Raw genomic sequence first — 18,305 nt, 5'->3', positions numbered from 1 at the left:
TAAAAGTAGCACCGGAAACCCCGCCAGTAGGCATCTGGTCCCCTCTGGACAACTCCCGTTACGCGTAGCACCATCGGAAGGGTGAGCCGCAGCCCCGAACCCAGCCCCCACCTGCGCGAACTGGTGTCCCTCCGCCGCGTCAAGGACAGGATTGACAGGGAGTTCGCCCAGCCGCTGGACGTCGAATCCCTGGCCCGTGGAATCCACATGTCGGCCGGCCACCTCAGCCGCCGATTCAAGCTCGCCTACGGCGAATCGCCCTACAGCTACCTGATGACCCGCCGGATCGAACGGGCCATGGCGCTACTCAGGCGCGGTGACCTCAGCGTCACGGAGGTGTGCTTCGCCGTCGGCTGCTCCTCGCTGGGCACCTTCAGTACCCGCTTCAGCGAGTTGGTGGGCGTGCCGCCGAGCGTCTTTCGGCAGGAGGCGGCGCGTTCGACGGCGGGGATTCCGGCGTGCGTGGCCAAACAAGTCACCAGACCGGTCAGGAATCAAGAAGCGCCCAGCCCGGTTCCGCAAATAGCCTGACAACCATGGACATCACCATCAATTCAAGCTTCCTTCCGCACACCGATCCGGATGCCTCCCTGGCGTTCTACCGCGACTGCCTCGGGTTCGAGGTCCGCAACGATGTTGGCTACGCAGGACTGCGCTGGATCACTGTAGGCCCCGTGGCCCAGCCGTCCGTCTCGATCGTGCTGCACCCGCCGGCGGCGGACCCGGGCATCACCGATGATGAGCGCCGCACCATCGCCGAGATGATGGCCAAGGGCACCTACGCTGCCCTGGTTCTGTCCGCGCCCGACGTGGACGCCGCGTTCGCCGCCGTCGAGGCGAGCGGGGCCGACGTCGTACAGGAACCCCTGGACCAGCCCTATGGAATCCGCGACTGCGCTTTCCGCGACCCCGCTGGCAACACCATCCGCATCAACCAGCAACCCTGACCTGACACTATTGGAACGAACGACGCCGGTGGGCGGCTGCGCGGCGCAGCCGCCCACCGCATTCGCCGCCTCACAGATGGAGACGCCATGAGCACGGAACCGACCACTGCCAACGGCGTGCACGTGGCGGATAGCCACGACCTCATCAGTGTGCAGGGCGCCCGCGAGAACAACCTCAAGGACGTCAGCGTCGACCTGCCGAAACGGCGCCTCACCGTGTTCACCGGAGTGTCCGGATCCGGCAAAAGCTCCCTGGTTTTCGCCACCATCGCCGCCGAATCCCAACGGATGATCAACGAAACGTACAGCTCCTTTGTGCAGGGCTTTATGCCCAGCCTGGCCCGGCCCGACGTGGACCGGCTCGAAGGCATCACCACCGCGATCATCGTGGACCAGGAACGGATGGGCGCCAACCCCCGGTCCACAGTTGGTACGGCCACGGACGCAAACGCCATGCTGCGGATCCTGTTCAGCCGCCTCGGAAAACCCTTCATCGGCCCGCCCACGGCGTTTTCCTTCAACGTTCCCACCCGCAAGGCCAGCGGCGTCATGAGCACCGAGAAGGGTGGCCGAATCGAGAAAAACGTGGTTCGAGAAGTCACCTACCTCGGCGGCATGTGCCCCCGCTGCGAGGGCATGGGCAACGTCAGCGACATCGACCTCACCGCCCTCTATGACGACAGCAAGACCCTCGCCGAGGGCGCGCTGACAGTCCCCGGCTACTCCATGGACGGATGGTACGGCCGCTTGTTCGAGGGGATGGGCCTGCCCATGGACAAGCCCATCGCGTCCTTCACCAAGAAGCAGCTCGACACCATGCTGTATGTGGAGCCCACCAAGATCAAGGTCGAGGGGATCAACCTGACCTTCGAGGGGATTATCCCCAAGATGCAGAAAACCATGCTGTCCAAGGACGTCGAGGCCATGCAGCCGCACGTCCGGCGCTTCGTTGAGCGGGCCGTGACGTTCGCGTCCTGCCCCGACTGCGGCGGTACCCGGTTGGCACCCGAGGCCCTGAGCAGCAGGATCAACGGCAAGAACATTGCCGAGCTGTGCAGCATGCAGATCAGCGACCTGGGCGCCTGGCTCCGGGAATTGGAGGAACCCTCGGTCAAGCCGCTGTTGGTGGGACTGCGGCACCTGCTGGATTCGTTCACCGAGATTGGCCTGGGCTACCTCTCCCTGGACCGCCCCGCCGGCACCCTGTCCGGTGGTGAGGCCCAGCGGACCAAGATGATCCGGCACCTAGGCTCGTCCCTTACCGACGTCACCTACGTTTTCGACGAGCCCACCATTGGCCTCCACCCCCACGACATTGAGCGGATGAACGATCTTCTGCTGCAATTGCGGGACAAGGGCAACACGGTGCTGGTGGTTGAGCATAAGCCGGAGACCATCGCGATCGCCGACCACGTGGTGGATCTAGGGCCGGCGGCGGGCTCCGGCGGGGGCCAGATCGTCTATGAGGGCGACGTCGAGGGGCTCCGCAAGAGTGACACCGTCACCGGCCGACACCTGGATGACCGGACGTCACTGAAGGATTCGTTCCGCGAGCGTTCCGGGGCCTTGGAGGTGCGCGGCGCCGCCACCCACAACCTGCGCAATGTCGACGTCGACGTCCCCCTGGGTATGTTGTGCGTGGTCACGGGCGTGGCGGGGTCCGGCAAGAGCTCCCTGATCCACGGCTCGCTGGCCAAACGCGAGGGCGTGATCACCATCGATCAGGGCGCCATCAAGGGCTCCCGGCGCAGCAACCCTGCTACCTACACGGGCCTGCTGGAGCCCATCCGCAAGGCGTTTGCCAAGGTCAACGGCGTCAAACCGGCACTCTTCAGTTCCAACTCCGAGGGTGCCTGCCCCACCTGCAACGGCGCCGGCGTGATCTTCACCGAGCTCGGCGTCATGGCCACGGTCGAGTCAACGTGCGAGGACTGCGAGGGCCGCCGGTTCCAGGCAGCCGTGTTGGAATACGAGCTCGGCGGCAGCAACATTGCCGAGGTGCTGGCCATGTCCGTGGAACGCGCGCTGGCCTTCTTCGCCGAGGGTGAGGCGAAAACTCCTGCGGCACACAAGATCCTGGAGCGGCTCGCCGATGTGGGGCTTGGCTACATTACCCTGGGCCAGCCGCTGACCACCCTGTCCGGCGGCGAGCGGCAACGCCTCAAACTGGCCACCCAGATGGCAGACAAGGGCGATGTCTACATCCTCGACGAGCCCACCACCGGCCTGCACCTGGCAGACGTCCAGCAACTCCTGGGGCTCCTGGACCGGCTGGTGGCATCGGGGAAGTCAGTGATCGTGATCGAGCACCACCAGGCCGTCATGGCGCACGCGGACTGGATCATCGATATTGGCCCGGGCGCAGGGCACGACGGCGGCACGGTGGTTTTCGAGGGTACGCCAGCCGAGCTGGTGGCAGCCAGGTCCACCCTGACGGCCCGGCACCTGGCGACGTACGTCGGCGCCTGACCGAGCGTACTGGCTCCACTCCTAAGCTTGTCCGCTGAACCTAAGCTTCAAGGCTCTGAGCTGCAAACAAGCTTAGGTTCCGTGCGGCCGCGTCCGCTCAGCCGGCCGACCCGACCTTTTGCAGGAACTCCACCGTGGCTGCGGAGATCTGCTCCTGGGCGGCGTCCATGCTGATGCCTGGTTCGCCGTCGCCCGGTTGCGGACCGTAGTTCCCGAAGAAGGCGTGCACGCCGCCCTCGATGGTCACGTAGTCGGTATCGGCGGGCAGCAGTTCACGGGAGGCATCGATTTTTTCCGGTGTGCTGAGGCCGTCTGCGCTACCGGAGACGGACAGTGCCGCCAGGTTCGGCCGGCCGCGCAGTGAGTCGAGGGGGTAGGAACCGTAGAGCAGGAGGCCCTTCACCTCGGCGTTATCCTGCGCGAAGGAGGATGCGCTCACCCCACCGAGGGAGTGGCCGCCCACCGTCCAGGTGGTGATGTCTGGGTTGTCGGCAATAGCGGACTCGGCCTGGTTTCCGTCCAACAAGCTCAGCCCCAGCGGTTCCTTGAGGATTACCACCAGGAGACCAGCTCCCACCACGGGCGCCAAGATGTCCTGGTAGGCCTTGGCATCCACGCGGGCGCCGGGATAGAAAATGAGCCCCCTGGCGGCCGGTTTACCGTCCGGGACCATGGTGATGGCGGTGGGCGTTTCGGTGACGACATAGTCGGATTTGGGTCCGGCTTCGGCCCTGCTCCCCGGTTGGTACGCGAAGGGGTTGAGCCACGCCAGCACGGCCACCAGCCCCAGGACGGCCACCCGGCCCACCCAGGCCCCAACAGACCGAAGCGTGGACCGCTGCGGTGCTGCGCGCCGCCGTCGTCGTCGCCACAACAACACACCCCAGAGCAGGCCGACGACGGCGGCCACCACCAACAGCGCCGGCAACAGCGGGTGCCCGCCCAGCACCGCAGGGTTCCCGGCCAGCATCCAGGCCGGGATCAAGATGAGGGCTGCGACGCAGATGAGCGACGCCCAGTAGAGGAGGGGGCGGCGGTTCGTGGTGCTGGCGGGTGGCCGCTGTGGAGAGCTCATGCTAAAGATCTTTCCATCATGGAGATACTTTTCACCACCGGGGCGCGGTCCGCACTGCCTTACGCTGGGGGGCATGGCCGACAAATATCGCTATGACATCGAGATCCTGCACCTTCTGGTCTCCCCAGCGCACGCCTATTTTGGCCGAGCACGTGACGGCGCCGCGGACGTTGTGACTATCGACGCCGCGATGGCAGAGGTGGTGACTAGGAAGGGCATTGTGGGCGATCGGTTCTATGGCAAAGCCGCCCACATGGATGCGGCTGTGACCCTAATGTCGGTCGAGGCGTTGGAGGCGATGGCGTCGGAGCTCGGTGTGGCTCCCTTCGATCCGTTGCTCCCTCGGCGGAACGTGGTGCTTCGGGGCGCTGAGCTTGCGCCCCTGTTGGGCCAGGACTTCGCTGTGGAATCCGGCGGGTCGGTGGTGGAGTTCCACGGCGGCAGGCCAGCGCACCCATGCGCATGGATGGACCGAATGCTGGCGCCCGGAGCACACGCTGCTATGCGGGGCAGGGGTGGGATCCGCTGCCGCGTGCGCTCGGACGGCACACTGCATCGGGGACCTGCCGTTCTGGTCAGTCCCGTGCCGTTGGAACCCCGTCAGGCCGGGGTAGCGCACGTGCTGAGGCCCAGTCGGCTGCCTTAGCCGCCGCCCCGAAGCCCCGTCCGGCCAAACTGGCCCAGTTATCACCGACGCAGCCCTGCACATCAGGGGCTCCCACGCGGGCCGAGGCCCCAAAACTGGGCCAGATTGGGAACAGAGCGAGAAGAACCTACCAGGCCTGCTGTTCCCGGGTCAGACCGAAGGGGACGGTGTCGCTCAGCGCAACGGTGAACGTGTCGGCGCCAATCCGCGTGACCAGGATTCCGTGTGTCTTCTCGGTCAGCGCGTGGACTTTGGCGGCGTTGACCGCGGCCTCGATTTCCGTGTCCATGCTCTGGCGGTCGGAGACGTTCAACGTGATGGGGAAGGCAGTCATGGGAAACCTTTTGTTTGGCAACTGGGGTTTGCGCCAATCCGCTCCCCCAAGCCGGCGCGTAGGCACCTGTGAGGCGCCCACAACATAATCGCCCATCTCCGCACAGGGAGCAACTTAAATTCGAGGGATGGACCATCAGCTATACCGGAAGCCAGCCAAATAGCGGCCCACCGGGACCCGTCAATTAGACTGGGAGTGAACGGATGCTGCTCCCGAGCAGCTTCAACGCGCCCGCAACCGCCAGTGCTCCTCGCCTGTGCCGCAGCCGATGGTGCATGACGACAAGGACTCCGCCATTTCTACCGACTTCTTCGGCACTCTGACCCGGATCCGTAACGTGGTGATACCGTCCGGCGCACGCGCAGCCTTGAACACCCCGCGTGGCCTCTTGACCGGCTTCATTGTGGTCCACCTCGGCTTCCTCATTTTTGCGGCCATCCTGTCATCGCGCGGTGAAGCGTTCAGCGACACCTTCATCTACCGCGAATGGGCGCTGGCCGGGTTCGACGAGGCCAACCTCACCGGCGGCCCCAGCCCCTGGGTGTACCCCATCTTGGCGCTCATTCCCATGGCAATTGCAGGGGTAGCGGGGCCTGGCCCTTTCTTCTTCTTGTGGGTGCTCATGACCACGCTCCTCAACGGGTGGGCGTTGCTGAAGCTCACGAACCGGGGCCGCGATGCCCAGGCAATTCCTGCGGCGTGGTGGTGGCTGGTCTTCACGCTGCTCCTCGGCTGGCTGGGCTTCGCCCGCGTGGACGGCCTCACGGCTCCGCTGGTCCTGGTAGCGCTCTCCTATGGCGTCGGCCGGCCGTTCATCGCCTCGATCCTGCTCGCCGTGGGAACCTGGGTTAAGGTTTGGCCCGCCGCCGTCATGCTGGCGCTATTTGCCGTGGTCAAGAACCGGGTCCTGGTGGTCCTTGCTGGAATTTCGACGTCGGCCGTGGTGGTTGCGCTGGCGGCTTCAGTGGGCAGCGTCCCCAAGTTGCTGAACTTCCTCACCCAGCAGGGTGACCGCGGCATGCAGCTTGAGGCCACCTTCACCACGCCGTGGCTTTGGCTGTCCGTCCTCAACGTGGACGGCTCGCGGATGTACATGAACACCGATATCAACTCCATGCAGGTGGACGGTCCCGGGACAGCAGTAATGTCTGTGCTGATGCAGCCGCTGCTGATCGTCGCTGCGCTGGTAGTGGCCGGCCTGACGTTCTGGGCCCTGCACAACGGCAAGATCAGTGGCGGCGTGGACCGAACAGAGTTGCTTCTCGCCGGTGCCCTCAGCCTTGCCAGCGCCTTTGTTGTCTTCAACAAAGTGGGATCCCCGCAGTTCATGGTGTGGCTCGCACCAGCCGTGGCCGTTGGCCTGGCACACAGCTGGCGGGAATGGCGGGTGCCGGCCACCATGCTAATCGCCATTGCCGTTGCTACCTTCTTCATCTACCCGCTGTTTTACGATGCGCTCAGCCACAACAACCCGTGGATGGCCCTGGTGTTGAGCATCCGCAACGTCCTCCTGGTGGTCCTGTTCCTGTGGAGCGTGCGGCGGCTGTACCTGCTGGGCCGTAAAGCCCCGGCAGGTACTCCTGCGTTCAAGGAGAGCTGACATTCCTACCCGCTTCTTTGACCGCCTGGTAAGCGCCCGCGCGAAATTCTTGCCGGCCAAGGCGATTGCCTGGTTCGCCACACCCGCCAGCGTGTGGTGGGGATTCGCCGTCGTCCATCTTTACTTCTTGGGTTGGATGGCGTCCTTCTTCCTCAACGGTGGGACCTTCAGCGATACCGAGCAGTACCGGCAGTGGGCCATGGACGGCTACAACCCAGCCGATCTGGACGGGAAGATCAGCCCGTGGGTGTACCCGGTGTTGGCGCAGATCCCCATCTTTCTTGCGAACATTGCCGGTCCAGGGCTGTACCTGCTGGTCTGGACGCTGATCATCACGGCGCTGAATGCGGTGGGGCTGCTGTTCTTGACGCGCGGATCGCGGCGCGTCACTGGCATTGCGCCGGCGTGGTGGTGGCTTTTCTTTACGGTGTTCATGGGGTACCTCAGCTTCGCGCGGGTGGAGGGCATCACAGCACCGATCGTCCTGATTGCGCTGCTCTACGCGGCGCAACGGCCGGTTGTGGCGGGCGTCCTGCTCAGCGTTGCCACCTGGATCAAGGTGTGGCCGGCCGCTGTATTAGTGCCGATCGTGATCGCCAGCCGCAAGCGCGTCCAGGTCCTGCTGTCCGGCGTGGCAGTCACTGCGGTGGTGGCTGTGGGCACGTGGCTATCCGGCGGGCTGCCGCACATCATGGACTTTCTCACCAATCAGGGCGAGCGGGGCATGCAACTGGAGGCGACGTTTTCCACGCCTTGGGTCTGGCTCAGCGTCTTCAACATCGCTGGGTCAAAGATGGCTGACAACACCGCCATCAACTCCACCGAAGTATATGGTCCGGGCGCCAGTGTGGCCGCTTTCCTGATGCAGCCGCTCCTCATCCTCGCCGCTGTGGCCGCCGCCGTGCTCCTGGTCCGAGCGCTGAACCGTGGCGCCGAGCGTGAGGAACTCTTCCTCGAGGGCGCGCTCATGATGGTCACCGCCTTCATCGTGTTCAACAAGGTGGGTTCACCGCAGTTCATCATCTGGCTGGCTCCGGTGATCATTGCCGGCCTTACCCACGACTGGGATCGTTGGAAGGTGCCCGCAGCGCTGCTGATGGGCATCGCCATCACCACGTTTGTGATTTACCCGTTGTTCTACACCCCGCTCATCCATGCGCATCCCGTGATGGCAGCGATCCTCACCACCCGCAACGTGCTCCTGGTGGTGCTGCTCTGGTGGTCGGTGCGGCGCACAGCGGAGCTCGGCCGGAAACCAAGCCAAGTGCCAGCGGGCGCTTAGCCAACCGGCTGACCAGCCCGCAGGCTCTGACCAGGCCAGCTGTGCACAGCTAGGCTTCCACGTGCGGGACGAAGCGGACAAACATCGCTTTGAAGCCTGGAGTGTTGGATTCTCTGGCCACGTTTTCCTTGTGGACCAGGGCGTTGGCTTCGGGGAAGTATGCGGCGGCGCAGCCCTTCGCCGTGGGGTAGGCCACCAGCAGGAACTTGTCTGCGTGCCGATCCTGGCCGCGGAACGTGCTGATGACGTCCACCAGATCCCTGTCCTTGAAGCCCAGTTCAGCCAGGTCTTCCGGGTGCACCATGATGACCCGGCGGCCACCGGAGATGCCCCGGTACCTGTCGTCCAGGCCGTAGAACGTGGTGTTGTACTGGTCGTGGCTGCGGATGGTCTGCAGCACCAGGTGCCCGGCGGGCGGGCTGAGGTACTCCAACGGGCTGACGGTGAAACGTCCGCGGCCGATGTCCGTGGCGAACGATCGGGTGTCCCGTGGCGGGTTGGGCAGGACGAACCCGTTCCTGGTCCGGACCCGGGCGTTGAAGTCCTCGAACCCGGGCAGCACCCGCGCGATGTGGTCCCGGATGACGTCGTAGTCCTCGGCCATGCCGCGCCAATCCACCGGATGCTCAGGCCCAAAAGTAGCTTCCGCCATCCGCGCCACGATCACCGGTTCGGCCAGCAGGTGCTCCGAGACGGGCTGCAGCCGGCCCTGGGTCGAGTGCACCACGGACATGGAGTCTTCCACAGACAGGAACTGGGCGCCTTTGGGGTGCTTGTCGTCCTTGTCCGTCCGGCCAAGGGTGGGCAGGATCAGGGACGTCCGGCCGTGAACCACATGCGAACGGTTGGGTTTCGTGGAAATGTGCACGGTCAGCCCGATCCGCTGCATGCCAGCTTCCAGGGCCGCCGTGTCTGAGCAGGCGAGCGAGAAGTTGCCGCCCATGGACACGAAGACATCCACCTCATCGCGGGCGAAGGCTTCCACGGCTTCTACCGAGTCGTAGCCGTGGCGCCGCGGGGATTCGATGCCGAACTCCGTGTCCAGCGCTGTCAGCAGTGGTTCTTTGGGCTTTTCCCAGATGCCCATGGTCCGGTCGCCTTGGACGTTCGAATGGCCGCGGACGGGGCAGGCACCAGCGCCGGGCTTGCCGAAGTTGCCTTGGAGCAGCAGGACGTTGACCATTTCCTTGATGGTGTCCACCGAGTGGGGTTGCTGGGTTACGCCGAGCGCCCAGCAGAAAATGGTCGCCTTGGACGCCACCAGCATGCTGGCCACGTCCTCGATCTGCTGCCGGGCCAGCCCGGTGGCCTTTTCGGTTTCGGCCCAGTCCACGTCCCGGCGGGCGGTTTGGTAGGCGTCAAAACCGTCGGTCTGGGCGTCAACAAAGGAACGGTCGACGACGGTCCCCGGGTTGCGCTGTTCCTCCACCAGCAGCAGGTGGCCGAGGGCCTGGAACAGGGCGAGGTCACCGCCCACCTTGATCTGCAGGTATTCGTCGGCGAGCGGCGTGCCGCCACCCACAACCCCGGAGACCGTCTGCGGGTCCTTGAAGTTGAACAGCCCGGCTTCCGGCAACGGATTGACGGCCACGATCTTCCCGCCCTTGTCCTTGCACTCTTTGAGTGCCGAAAGCATTCGGGGGTGGTTGGTGCCGGGGTTCTGACCCACCACGAAAATCAGTTCGGCATCATGGATGTCCTCCAACGACACCGTGCCCTTGCCGATGCCAATGGTGGGGTTCAGTGCCGAACCGGAGGACTCATGGCACATGTTGGAACAGTCGGGCAGGTTGTTGGTGCCTACCGCGCGGGCGAAAAGCTGGTACATGAACGCGGTCTCGTTGGCCGTTCGGCCCGAGGTGTAGAACACGGACCGGTCCGGCGTTGACGCGCGGAGGTGCTCACCGATGAGGTCGAATGCAGCCGCCCAGGAGATGGGCGAGTAGTGAGTGTCGCCGTCGCGAATCACCATGGGTTCGCTGAGGCGGCCCTGATTACCCAGCCAATACTCGGTCTTGTCCGAGAGGTCAGCGATGGAGTGTTGCGCCCAGAACTCGGCTCCCACTGTACGGAGCGTGTTTTCCTCCGCCACGGCTTTGGCACCGTTCTCGCAAAATTCTGCGGCCTTGCGCTTGGTGGCTGACTCCGGCCAGGCGCAGCCAGGGCAATCGAAGCCGCCGCGCTGGTTGATCCGCAGCAGCGACTGGGCAGTTCGACCCACGCCGGCCTGCGCTACTGCACGTTCCAGGGCCACCATCACGGCTTTGACCCCGGCGGCCTCGGTCTTGGGTTTGTGGACGGAGACATCGGCTTCATTGATGTCCGCGACGGGTGCTGGTTGCTTGCCGAACTTCATTGTTCCAACTTCCTGCGTCCTGCTGTTGCTGCCAAAAAAGGGACATACCCCTCAGCCAAACTGTAGTGACTTCACCGGCCGGGGCGAAACGGGCGGACCGTCAGCCGCGCTGGGCCCGCCGGCCCTGCAGCCACACCCAGGACCGCTTGGCCAGATCGATCGGCTTGACGTCGATCAGCAGGGTGCGGGTGTGCACATCCAGGAACAAGAGGTACAGCGTGAAGGCGAGCGCTGTAACGAAGGCAAGGGAGGAGGCGTCGATGGGAAGTTCCACGAAGGACCAAACGGAGAGTTGGTCTTGGGCGCCGAAGACCACAAAGAAGGTCACCGCCACGTAAAGCGATTTGATCTGCCAGTCATTCCGGATGCCTGTCACCGCGAGGAACGGCAGGAACCAGAGGATGTACCAGGGCTGGATGATGGGGGAAAGCATGACGACGGCGGTGAACGCCAAGGCCATGCGTCGCACCGCGCGGGAGTAGTCGCCGCGGAACATCAGCAGGATCACCAGCCCGATCGCCGCGTACTTCAGGCCGGTGCGGAGCAGGTCCGCGAATGTTCCGCCGGGCAGGCCCAGCACGTTACCCAGGAACTCCACCTGTTGGCCCAGGAATCCTGAGGGTGAGTAGCCGGTGTAGCCGGGGGTGGTGTCGAGGATGGCCCAGGTCCAGCCCATGCCCAGGCCGAACGGGATGCCGCTCAGGGCCAGCGTCCCGAAACTGATGGCTGCGGTGGCGCCCCAGATCAGGAATTTGCGGAGCCAGGTGGCGGCTGGCCCGGCCCACATGACCCCGATGAAGGGCAGCAGGAGAAGGGTGACGGGCTTGATGCCGATTGAGGCCGTGACCAGCAGGATGCCGAGGATGTACCGGCGGGTGGCGGCGAAGTAGACGCCGGCTACGGCCAGGCCAACCATCAGGGCATCGTTGTGGGCGCTGGCGATGAAGCTGATCAGGAACAGCGGGTTGGCGACGGTGATCCAGAGCGCCCGGGCACCGTTGATGCCGTGCAGTTCGGCCAGTTTGGGGACGTAGATGACACAGAGGACAACGCCGACGCCGGCCAGCAGCCGGAAGAGGAGGACCGAAATGTCTGGTTGGGCGTCAGTCAGTCCCACGACGCCGCGGGCCAGCCAGAGGAAGTAGGGGCCGTAGGGGGTCCGATTTTCCGCCCACGCGGGGTCTGCCCCCAGGGCGAACCAGTTGCTGAGGGTTGAGATGCCCACGGTGTAGGGGTTCTGGCCTTCCATCACCAGGCGGCCCTGGCCCGTGTAGGCGTACACGTCCCGGGAAAACACGGGCACGCAGAAAAGCAGCGGGAGGGACCACGCAGAAATGGCGATCACCACGGGGCGCAGGGACGATTTCCCCCAGTCTCCCAACCGCTGGCCAAGTCGGAGCCAGGAGCGGATGAGCAGCATGGCCCCCACGGTGAGCAGCACCGTGGACACCGTTACACCCCAACCCTCGGTGCGCAGGGCAATGACCACTGGTTGGCGGATCATGGGCGAGCCATTGGCGATCCAGCCCGTGCCAATCGAGCCGATAAACATCATGAGCGCGCCCACGAAGCCTTCAAGGGTGGCGATGTAGGCACGTCGCTTCACGGGAACAGAGGGACCGGCAGGAGCGCCCGCCGTGTCCTCCGAAGTCCCGAGGTGTGACCCGCCTGCCGTCATGTGTGTTGGTCCCCTACTTCGTTACGGCGCTGGGCGCAGGCTTAAAGCCACGCCCTGCAACCTGGTTATTTTACCAGTAGGGGTGCCCGGACTGCCGGGCGTGACGGCGCCAGAGAGGGCACGGTTTGGCATCACGCTAAAAATGGAAGGCAAGATAGGTGGGCTCGAGATACCGGCGCTGATCAATCAGCGTGATCTGAGGCGACCCCGGTGACCAACCGCGTGAGAGAGTTTAATTCCCGGCCCGTGCGGTCGCCTTCCGGCGCGGCGATGCGCCTCCCCTGACGAGCGCAAGCTACCCGATTCAGAACGGACCCTGCAATGGCCGCCTCTTCTGCCCCACCCACCACTGCCACGCCGCTGCAGTTGCAGTCCGTCCGCGCCACCCTTCGCTCGCCCCGGCGGCTGAAGACGGAGGCGCTGGCCGGGCTGGTGGTTGCCCTGGCCCTCATTCCGGAAGCCATCGCTTTCTCGGTGATTGCCGGCGTCGACCCCCGCATTGGCCTTTTCGCGTCCTTCACCATGGCCGTCACCATCTCCTTTGTGGGTGGGCGACCGGCGATGATTTCGGCAGCCACCGGGGCGGTGGCCCTTGTCATTGCGCCACTGATGCGAAGCCATGGGCTGGATTACCTGATTGCCGCCGTCGTCCTGGCCGGTGTCTTCCAGATCCTGCTGGCCGTCGCCGGTGTGACTAAGCTGATGCGCTTCATTCCGCGGTCCGTGATGGTGGGGTTCGTCAACGCCTTGGCCATCCTGGTCTTCATGGCCCAACTCCCGGAGCTGATTGGTGTGCCCTGGCTGGTCTATCCGCTGGTGGTGGTTGGGTTGGTGATCGTGGTGGGCCTGCCGAAAATTACGACGGCGGTGCCCTCGCCGTTGGTGGCGATCGTGGTGCTGACCCTTTTCGTGGTGCTCGCGGGCATCCAAGTGCCGGCCGTACAGGACAAGGGGGAACTGCCCGAGAGCCTGCCCGGCTTCTTCCTACCCAACGTGCCGCTGACCTGGGAAACTTTCCAGATCGTGGCGCCGTTCGCGCTCTCCATGGCGCTCGTGGGACTGCTCGAATCACTCCTGACGGCCAAACTCGTGGATGACATTACGGACACCCGCTCCAACAAAACCCGCGAATCGTGGGGCCAAGGAGTGGCGAACATCGTCACCGGTTTCCTGGGTGGCATGGGCGGCTGCGCGGTGATTGGCCAGACCATGATCAACGTCAAGGGCTCGGGGGCGCGGAGCCGGGTCTCAACGTTCCTGGCCGGCGTCTTCCTGCTGGTCTTGGTTGTGGTCTTGGGTGACGTGGTGGGGCTGATCCCCATGGCCGCGCTGGTGGCCGTGATGGTGTTCGTTTCCGCCATCACCTTTGACTGGCATTCCGTTGCCCCGCGGACGCTTCGCCGGATGCCCAAGTCTGAAACCGCCGTCATGGTCATCACGGTGGCGGTGGTGGTAGCCACGCACAACCTCGCCATCGGCGTCGGTGCCGGCGTGCTCGCAGCGATGGCCATGTTCGCGCGGCGGGTGGCCCACTTTGTCACGGTGGAGCGGACAATCCTTGACCTCAACGGTGACACCGTAGCCACCTACACCGTCAACGGCGAGCTGTTTTTTGCGTCCTCCAACGACCTCTACACGCAGTTCGAATACGCCTTGGACGCGGAAGCGGAGGTGACCCGCGTGGTGGTGGACCTGCACGCCTCACACCTGTGGGATGCGTCCACCATTGCCGTGCTTGATGCCGTCACCGAAAAGTACCGGCGGCACGGCCTGGACGTTGACCTCATTGGGCTGAACGCGGCCAGCATCAGCATGCGCGAACGGCTGGCCGGGAAGCTTAATTGATCCCGGCGTAACCACTGCGGGTTAACCGGAAACTACACAGAAGCAAGCATCACCAGAACAACATCATCTCAGGGGGAATCGTGCTTTCAGAGCGCGAGGTGGCGTTTATCGCCATCTACAAGGACAGCTATCCGAGGATTCACAAGTTTGTCCTTCGGCGGGTCAACGACGCCGAACTGGCGCAGGAGCTGGCCGCTGACGTTTTCCGCATCGCGTGGCAGAAGTGGGACAGCGGAACCGGCCCAGAGACCGCTTGGCTCTTCACAGTGGCACGCAACCTCATTGGTAACGCGTACCGGGGGCGGGATCGGCAGGCAGCGTTGCACAGCAAAGTAGTGGCCTCCTCGGCACAGGATGCCTGGAACCAGCACGACAGTTCACCTGTCGATGAGGCCCTCATGGCGCTTCGGGAAAAGGAACGCGACATCCTCCAGCTCGCCTACTGGGACGAACTGAGCATGGCGGAAATATCCCAAGTTCTGCGCTGCTCCCAGGCTGCAGCCAAAGTGAGGCTGCACCGGGCACGCGAGGCGTTCCGCAAACTCATGCCAGAACTCTCCGGCCAGTTCGAACAGAAAGTGGGTGCCTAGCAATGGATGCCATCAAGAACCTTGTAGCGGGAGCAGATCCCGTGAGCCCCAATCCCACTGAGGCTGACGGTGAGAAGGCCCTGCAGCTCATGTTTGCCCGGCCCGAAGTCTTTGCGGACCGGGTACCCAAGGACATTCCCACCCTTGCTGAACGGCGCCAGCGCCGTAACCGTGTCCTCGGTCTTTCAGTCCTAGCAACCGCTGCGGCGACGGCCGGTGTGCTGGTCTCCATCAACCTCGGCCCACTCACGGCGGCCCCTGCGCCCGCCAATACGGTTGCAGCGGCTCCTTCAGAAAGCCCCAGCTCCACGGCGACGGCAGCGCCGGAAACCATGCCGCCCGCAATCACCCCGCCGCCGCCAATACCTACGCAGGCGAAGTTCGACAGTGCCAACGCCGGGCTGTCCTTCGACCTTCCAACAGGGTGGACTGCAACAGAAGTACCGGCCGGTACACCGGATTTCCCAGCTACAGGTGTGGAGGTAGCGGATGAAGTCGGTAAGAAAGTCGCCAGCCTCTACTACGGTACGGGCGGTGGCCTGGGCGGTTCCTGTGGACCCGGACCGTACACCCAGGCCGAACTGGACTCGGCACAATACAGCGCCGCCTGGGCCCAGCCCGACGTCCGGTTTTCATACCGCGTCCTCGACCAGACATCAAGTGGGGGCGGCTTCGCGTACCAGGCGGGCCTGGTCGATGCGAGCAGCGGTCAGCTCCAGGACAGCTGCCTGATGTATTCAGTGGTTGCCAAGGCCCCCCGAGGAACCTTGTCGTTCGCGAATGCGTCTTCCAACGGACCGAATGCGCCCATTTTCTCGTCCATGGCCGAGGCCCAGGCGTATATGGCCACCGCGGAATACAGCAACCTGAAGGCAATGGTCCTGAGCCTTTCCATCGCTCCCTGAGGAGACGACGACAGCGGCCGCGCAGCGTAACCAGCTGCGCGGCCGTAGGCTGGCAGGAACCAGTAAAAAGCCAGGTGCAGTCCGTGCAGCGCCCCCAGTCGAAACCCCGAGGAATCATGCCCAAACCCCGCGTCCTCATTTCCGGAGCAAGCATCGCCGGACCCGCTTTGGCGTTTTGGCTGCACCGGTACGGCTTCGAGCCAACCGTGGTGGAGCGCGCTCCGGAATTGCGGCTGGGCGGGCAAAACATTGATGTTCGCGGGGCAGGCCGGGAGGTCTCGCGGCGGATGGGCATCGAGGACAGCATCCGGGCGGCAACCACCGGCGAAGTGGGCACCCGTTTCCTGGGCCCCGGCGGCAAGACAGTGGCGGAATTCCCGGCCGGCACCACAGATTCGGGGGGCGCGACGGCGGAACTTGAGATCCTGCGCGGGGACCTGGCCGAAATTCTCGTCTCCCGCAGCCAGCCCAACACCGAGTATCGCTTCGGCGATCGCATCGCGAGCATCCGTGAGGAAGCCGACGGCGTCACGGTCGGCTTCGACAACGCCCCGGACGAACGGTTCGACCTGGTGGTGGCGGCCGATGGAATCGGCTCCAGCACCCGGCAACTCGTGTTCGGGAATGAGGCGGACATCCGTTCCCTTGGCCTCGAAATCACCTACGCCACCATCCCCCGCACCGCTGCCGACGACGATTGGTGGCGTTGGTACAACGCCCCCGGTGGCCGGTCCATCACCTTGCGCCCGGACTCCCAGGGCACCATCCGCGCCGCCCTCAACCTCATCACCGACAAGAACCGCCAGGACGTCGGCGCCGACCGCCGCACGCCGGCGCAGCAGAGGGCCAGGCTCCGTGCCCAGTTCGGAGATGCCGGCTGGGAGGCCCAACGCATTCTCGCCGGCATCGACGACGCCGATGACCTCTACTTCGAATCCATCGGCCAGGTGCATGCGCCACGGTGGTCCAGCGGACGGGTGGCGTTGTTGGGCGACGCCGCTTACTGTGCCTCCCCGGTCAGTGGGATGGGGACGAGCCTGGCGCTCACCGGCGCTTACGTCCTGGCGGGTGAACTTGCAGCCCACCGCCACCACCGGGATGCTTTCGCCGGCTACGAACGGATCATGCGCCCTTACGTTGCCCAGGCGCAGCAACTGCCGCCCGGCACCCCGCGCGCCGCCAACCCGCAAAGCCGGCTGGGTATCGCCGCCTTCGGTGTGGCACTCAAAGTCGCCGCGACGCCGTTCATCGGCAGGCTCGGAGACAGGTTCTTCACCCCTCCCGCAGACAAGATCGACCTGCCGGACTACAGCCACCTGGGGGGCTGACCACAGCTGACGATACGACGACGGCGGTGGGCCACCAAAAGGTGACCCGCCGCCGTCGGACTTCTGCTGCCGGAGCCGCTACGGCAGGTACCGCTCCTCGGGTCCGTTGTACTCACTCAGGGGGCGGATCAGGGAGTTCGATTCGAGCTGTTCCATGATGTGCGCCGTCCAGCCCGTGATGCGGCTGGCCACGAACAGCGGCGTGAAAGTTGGTGTGTCGAAGCCCATCAGGTGGTACGTGGGCCCAGCGGGGTAGTCGAGGTTGGGCTTGATGGCCTTTGCCTCGTCCATGGCCTGCTCCAGCCCGTTGTAAAGGCCCAGCAGTTCCGGCCGCCCGTAATGGGCAATCATCTTGTCCAAGGCAGCCTTCATGGTGGGCACCCGCGAATCGCCGTGCTTGTAGACGCGGTGACCGAAGCCCATGACCTTTTTCTTCTGCGCCAACGCGTCTTCCATCCAGGCCTTCGCGCGGCTGGCAGCTTCCTCCAGGGTCTCCTCTGGCCGAATGCCGATCTCATCGAAGGTGTGCATGACGGCCTCGTTGGCGCCGCCATGCAGTGCGCCTTTGAGGGCGCCGATGGCACCGGTCACGGCTGAATGCAGGTCCGAGAGCGTGGAGGTGATCACGCGGGCCGTGAAGGTGGAGGCGTTGAAGGAGTGCTCGGCGTACAGGATCATGGAGACGTTGAACGCCGCCTCAACGTCAGCGACCGGTTCCTCTCCGAACGTCATCCACAGAAAGTTCGCGGAGTAGCCCAGGTCATCCCGGGGTTCCACGGCTTCCTGGCCACGACGGCGGCGCTGATCGTAGGCGACCACGGCCGGCATGGCAGCAAACAGGTCGATGGATTTGGCCAGGTTGGCCTCGCGGGACGAGTCCTCCGCCAACGGGTGCCGGGCGCCCAGCACGGAGGCGGCCGTGCGGCACACATCCATGGGGTGGCTGGTGGTGGGCAACGCGTCGATGACCTGTTTGACCACCGGATCAAGGGCCCGGCCGGCGCGTTCGCGGGCAGTGAAGTCTGCCAACTCCCCGTCGGACGGCAGTTCGCCGTTCCACAGCAGGTAGGCCACTTCCTCGAAGCTGCACTTAGCGGCCAGGTCCTGCACCGGATAACCCCGGTACAGCAGCGAGTTGGTCTCCGGATTGACCTTGGAGACGGAGGTGTAATCCACCACGACGCCGGCCAGTCCCTTTTTGATGTCCTGTTCAGCCATGCTGAAACTCCTTTGTTCCTGTCGCCTGTCGA

At 64.6% G+C, this 18,305-nt stretch carries 15 protein-coding genes; 10 read left to right on the top strand and 5 right to left on the bottom strand.

Annotated features, from left to right (window positions below):
- Positions 1 to 81 precede the first annotated feature (81 nt).
- The 3 genes from PSET11_RS00550 (at position 82) to PSET11_RS00540 (ending at position 3,416) form a co-directional block, all read left to right on the top strand.
- Positions 82 to 531 (top strand): helix-turn-helix transcriptional regulator, encoded by a 450-nt coding sequence (locus tag PSET11_RS00550; RefSeq protein WP_124089703.1) that lies wholly within the window; start codon positions 82 to 84, stop codon positions 529 to 531.
- Positions 528 to 947: a VOC family protein gene (locus PSET11_RS00545; RefSeq protein WP_124090383.1), complete on the top strand. Its 420-nt coding sequence runs from the start codon at positions 528 to 530 to the stop codon at positions 945 to 947. Before PSET11_RS00550 ends, PSET11_RS00545 begins: the two co-directional genes overlap by 4 nt.
- Positions 948 to 1,034: 87 nt before the next feature.
- Positions 1,035 to 3,416 (top strand): ATP-binding cassette domain-containing protein, encoded by a 2,382-nt coding sequence (locus tag PSET11_RS00540; RefSeq protein ID WP_124089701.1) that lies wholly within the window; start codon positions 1,035 to 1,037, stop codon positions 3,414 to 3,416.
- 97 nt (positions 3,417 to 3,513) lie between these two features.
- On the opposite strand, the gene PSET11_RS00535 is transcribed toward PSET11_RS00540, so the two are convergent.
- The gene (locus PSET11_RS00535; protein ID WP_124089699.1) at positions 3,514 to 4,491 is read right to left on the bottom strand and encodes an alpha/beta hydrolase; all 978 of its coding nucleotides are present in this window, start codon (positions 4,489 to 4,491) and stop codon (positions 3,514 to 3,516) included.
- Between the two features lie 73 nt (positions 4,492 to 4,564).
- On the opposite strand from PSET11_RS00535, the gene PSET11_RS00530 reads away from it, so the two are divergent.
- Positions 4,565 to 5,137: an MOSC domain-containing protein gene (locus PSET11_RS00530; protein WP_124089697.1), complete on the top strand. Its 573-nt coding sequence runs from the start codon at positions 4,565 to 4,567 to the stop codon at positions 5,135 to 5,137.
- A gap of 127 nt (positions 5,138 to 5,264) precedes the next feature.
- On the opposite strand, the gene PSET11_RS00525 is transcribed toward PSET11_RS00530, so the two are convergent.
- Positions 5,265 to 5,471 (bottom strand): hypothetical protein, encoded by a 207-nt coding sequence (locus tag PSET11_RS00525; protein ID WP_124089695.1) that lies wholly within the window; start codon positions 5,469 to 5,471, stop codon positions 5,265 to 5,267.
- Positions 5,472 to 5,739: 268 nt separating this feature from the next.
- Between PSET11_RS00525 and PSET11_RS00520 the strand changes: the two genes are divergently transcribed.
- Both PSET11_RS00520 and PSET11_RS00515 read left to right on the top strand, forming a co-directional pair.
- Positions 5,740 to 7,071 (top strand): glycosyltransferase family 87 protein, encoded by a 1,332-nt coding sequence (locus PSET11_RS00520; RefSeq protein ID WP_124089693.1) that lies wholly within the window; start codon positions 5,740 to 5,742, stop codon positions 7,069 to 7,071.
- Between the two features lie 49 nt (positions 7,072 to 7,120).
- On the top strand, positions 7,121 to 8,353 hold the full coding sequence (locus PSET11_RS00515; RefSeq protein ID WP_238988970.1) for a glycosyltransferase 87 family protein: 1,233 nt from the start codon (positions 7,121 to 7,123) through the stop codon (positions 8,351 to 8,353).
- Positions 8,354 to 8,402: 49 nt separating this feature from the next.
- On the opposite strand, the gene PSET11_RS00510 is transcribed toward PSET11_RS00515, so the two are convergent.
- Positions 8,403 to 10,709 (bottom strand): FdhF/YdeP family oxidoreductase, encoded by a 2,307-nt coding sequence (locus tag PSET11_RS00510; RefSeq protein WP_124089689.1) that lies wholly within the window; start codon positions 10,707 to 10,709, stop codon positions 8,403 to 8,405.
- 100 nt (positions 10,710 to 10,809) lie between these two features.
- Positions 10,810 to 12,387: a polyprenol phosphomannose-dependent alpha 1,6 mannosyltransferase MptB gene (gene mptB / locus PSET11_RS00505; RefSeq protein WP_124089687.1), complete on the bottom strand. Its 1,578-nt coding sequence runs from the start codon at positions 12,385 to 12,387 to the stop codon at positions 10,810 to 10,812.
- A 321-nt stretch (positions 12,388 to 12,708) separates the two neighbouring features.
- Between mptB and PSET11_RS00500 the strand changes: the two genes are divergently transcribed.
- The 4 genes from PSET11_RS00500 to PSET11_RS00485 all read left to right on the top strand — a co-directional run bounded on the left by PSET11_RS00500 (position 12,709) and on the right by PSET11_RS00485 (position 17,055).
- A complete protein-coding gene (locus PSET11_RS00500) occupies positions 12,709 to 14,232 on the top strand; it encodes a SulP family inorganic anion transporter (protein WP_124089685.1) in 1,524 nt (507 codons plus the stop codon).
- Positions 14,233 to 14,312: 80 nt separating this feature from the next.
- On the top strand, positions 14,313 to 14,822 hold the full coding sequence (locus PSET11_RS00495; protein ID WP_124089683.1) for an RNA polymerase sigma factor: 510 nt from the start codon (positions 14,313 to 14,315) through the stop codon (positions 14,820 to 14,822).
- A 41-nt stretch (positions 14,823 to 14,863) separates the two neighbouring features.
- The gene (locus PSET11_RS00490) at positions 14,864 to 15,727 is read left to right on the top strand and encodes a hypothetical protein (protein ID WP_124089681.1); all 864 of its coding nucleotides are present in this window, start codon (positions 14,864 to 14,866) and stop codon (positions 15,725 to 15,727) included.
- 116 nt (positions 15,728 to 15,843) lie between these two features.
- A complete protein-coding gene (locus PSET11_RS00485; protein ID WP_124089679.1) occupies positions 15,844 to 17,055 on the top strand; it encodes an FAD-dependent monooxygenase in 1,212 nt (403 codons plus the stop codon).
- Positions 17,056 to 17,133: 78 nt separating this feature from the next.
- Here PSET11_RS00485 and PSET11_RS00480 read toward each other — a convergent pair whose 3' ends face one another.
- Complete coding sequence (locus PSET11_RS00480; protein WP_124089677.1) at positions 17,134 to 18,273, bottom strand: bifunctional 2-methylcitrate synthase/citrate synthase; 1,140 nt, start codon at positions 18,271 to 18,273, stop codon at positions 17,134 to 17,136.
- Positions 18,274 to 18,305 lie beyond the last annotated feature (32 nt).

The organism is Arthrobacter ulcerisalmonis (genome assembly GCF_900609065.1).
Classification (GTDB): domain Bacteria; phylum Actinomycetota; class Actinomycetes; order Actinomycetales; family Micrococcaceae; genus Arthrobacter; species Arthrobacter ulcerisalmonis.
This window is presented reverse-complemented; position numbering and strand designations above follow the sequence as displayed.

What these genes read in the sequence shown, in the direction of transcription:
- PSET11_RS00530 (WP_124089697.1), top strand. Translation starts at nt 4,565, where the DNA reads ATGGCCGACAAATATCGCTATGACATCGAGATCCTGCACCTTCTGGTC.
- PSET11_RS00485 (WP_124089679.1), top strand. Translation starts at nt 15,844, where the DNA reads ATGCCCAAACCCCGCGTCCTCATTTCCGGAGCAAGCATCGCCGGACCC.
- PSET11_RS00510 (WP_124089689.1), bottom strand. Translation starts at nt 10,709, where the DNA reads ATGAAGTTCGGCAAGCAACCAGCACCCGTCGCGGACATCAATGAAGCC.
- PSET11_RS00500 (WP_124089685.1), top strand. Translation starts at nt 12,709, where the DNA reads ATGGCCGCCTCTTCTGCCCCACCCACCACTGCCACGCCGCTGCAGTTG.
- PSET11_RS00525 (WP_124089695.1), bottom strand. Translation starts at nt 5,471, where the DNA reads ATGACTGCCTTCCCCATCACGTTGAACGTCTCCGACCGCCAGAGCATG.
- PSET11_RS00535 (WP_124089699.1), bottom strand. Translation starts at nt 4,491, where the DNA reads ATGAGCTCTCCACAGCGGCCACCCGCCAGCACCACGAACCGCCGCCCC.
- PSET11_RS00520 (WP_124089693.1), top strand. Translation starts at nt 5,740, where the DNA reads ATGGTGCATGACGACAAGGACTCCGCCATTTCTACCGACTTCTTCGGC.
- mptB (WP_124089687.1), bottom strand. Translation starts at nt 12,387, where the DNA reads ATGACGGCAGGCGGGTCACACCTCGGGACTTCGGAGGACACGGCGGGC.
- PSET11_RS00540 (WP_124089701.1), top strand. Translation starts at nt 1,035, where the DNA reads ATGAGCACGGAACCGACCACTGCCAACGGCGTGCACGTGGCGGATAGC.
- PSET11_RS00480 (WP_124089677.1), bottom strand. Translation starts at nt 18,273, where the DNA reads ATGGCTGAACAGGACATCAAAAAGGGACTGGCCGGCGTCGTGGTGGAT.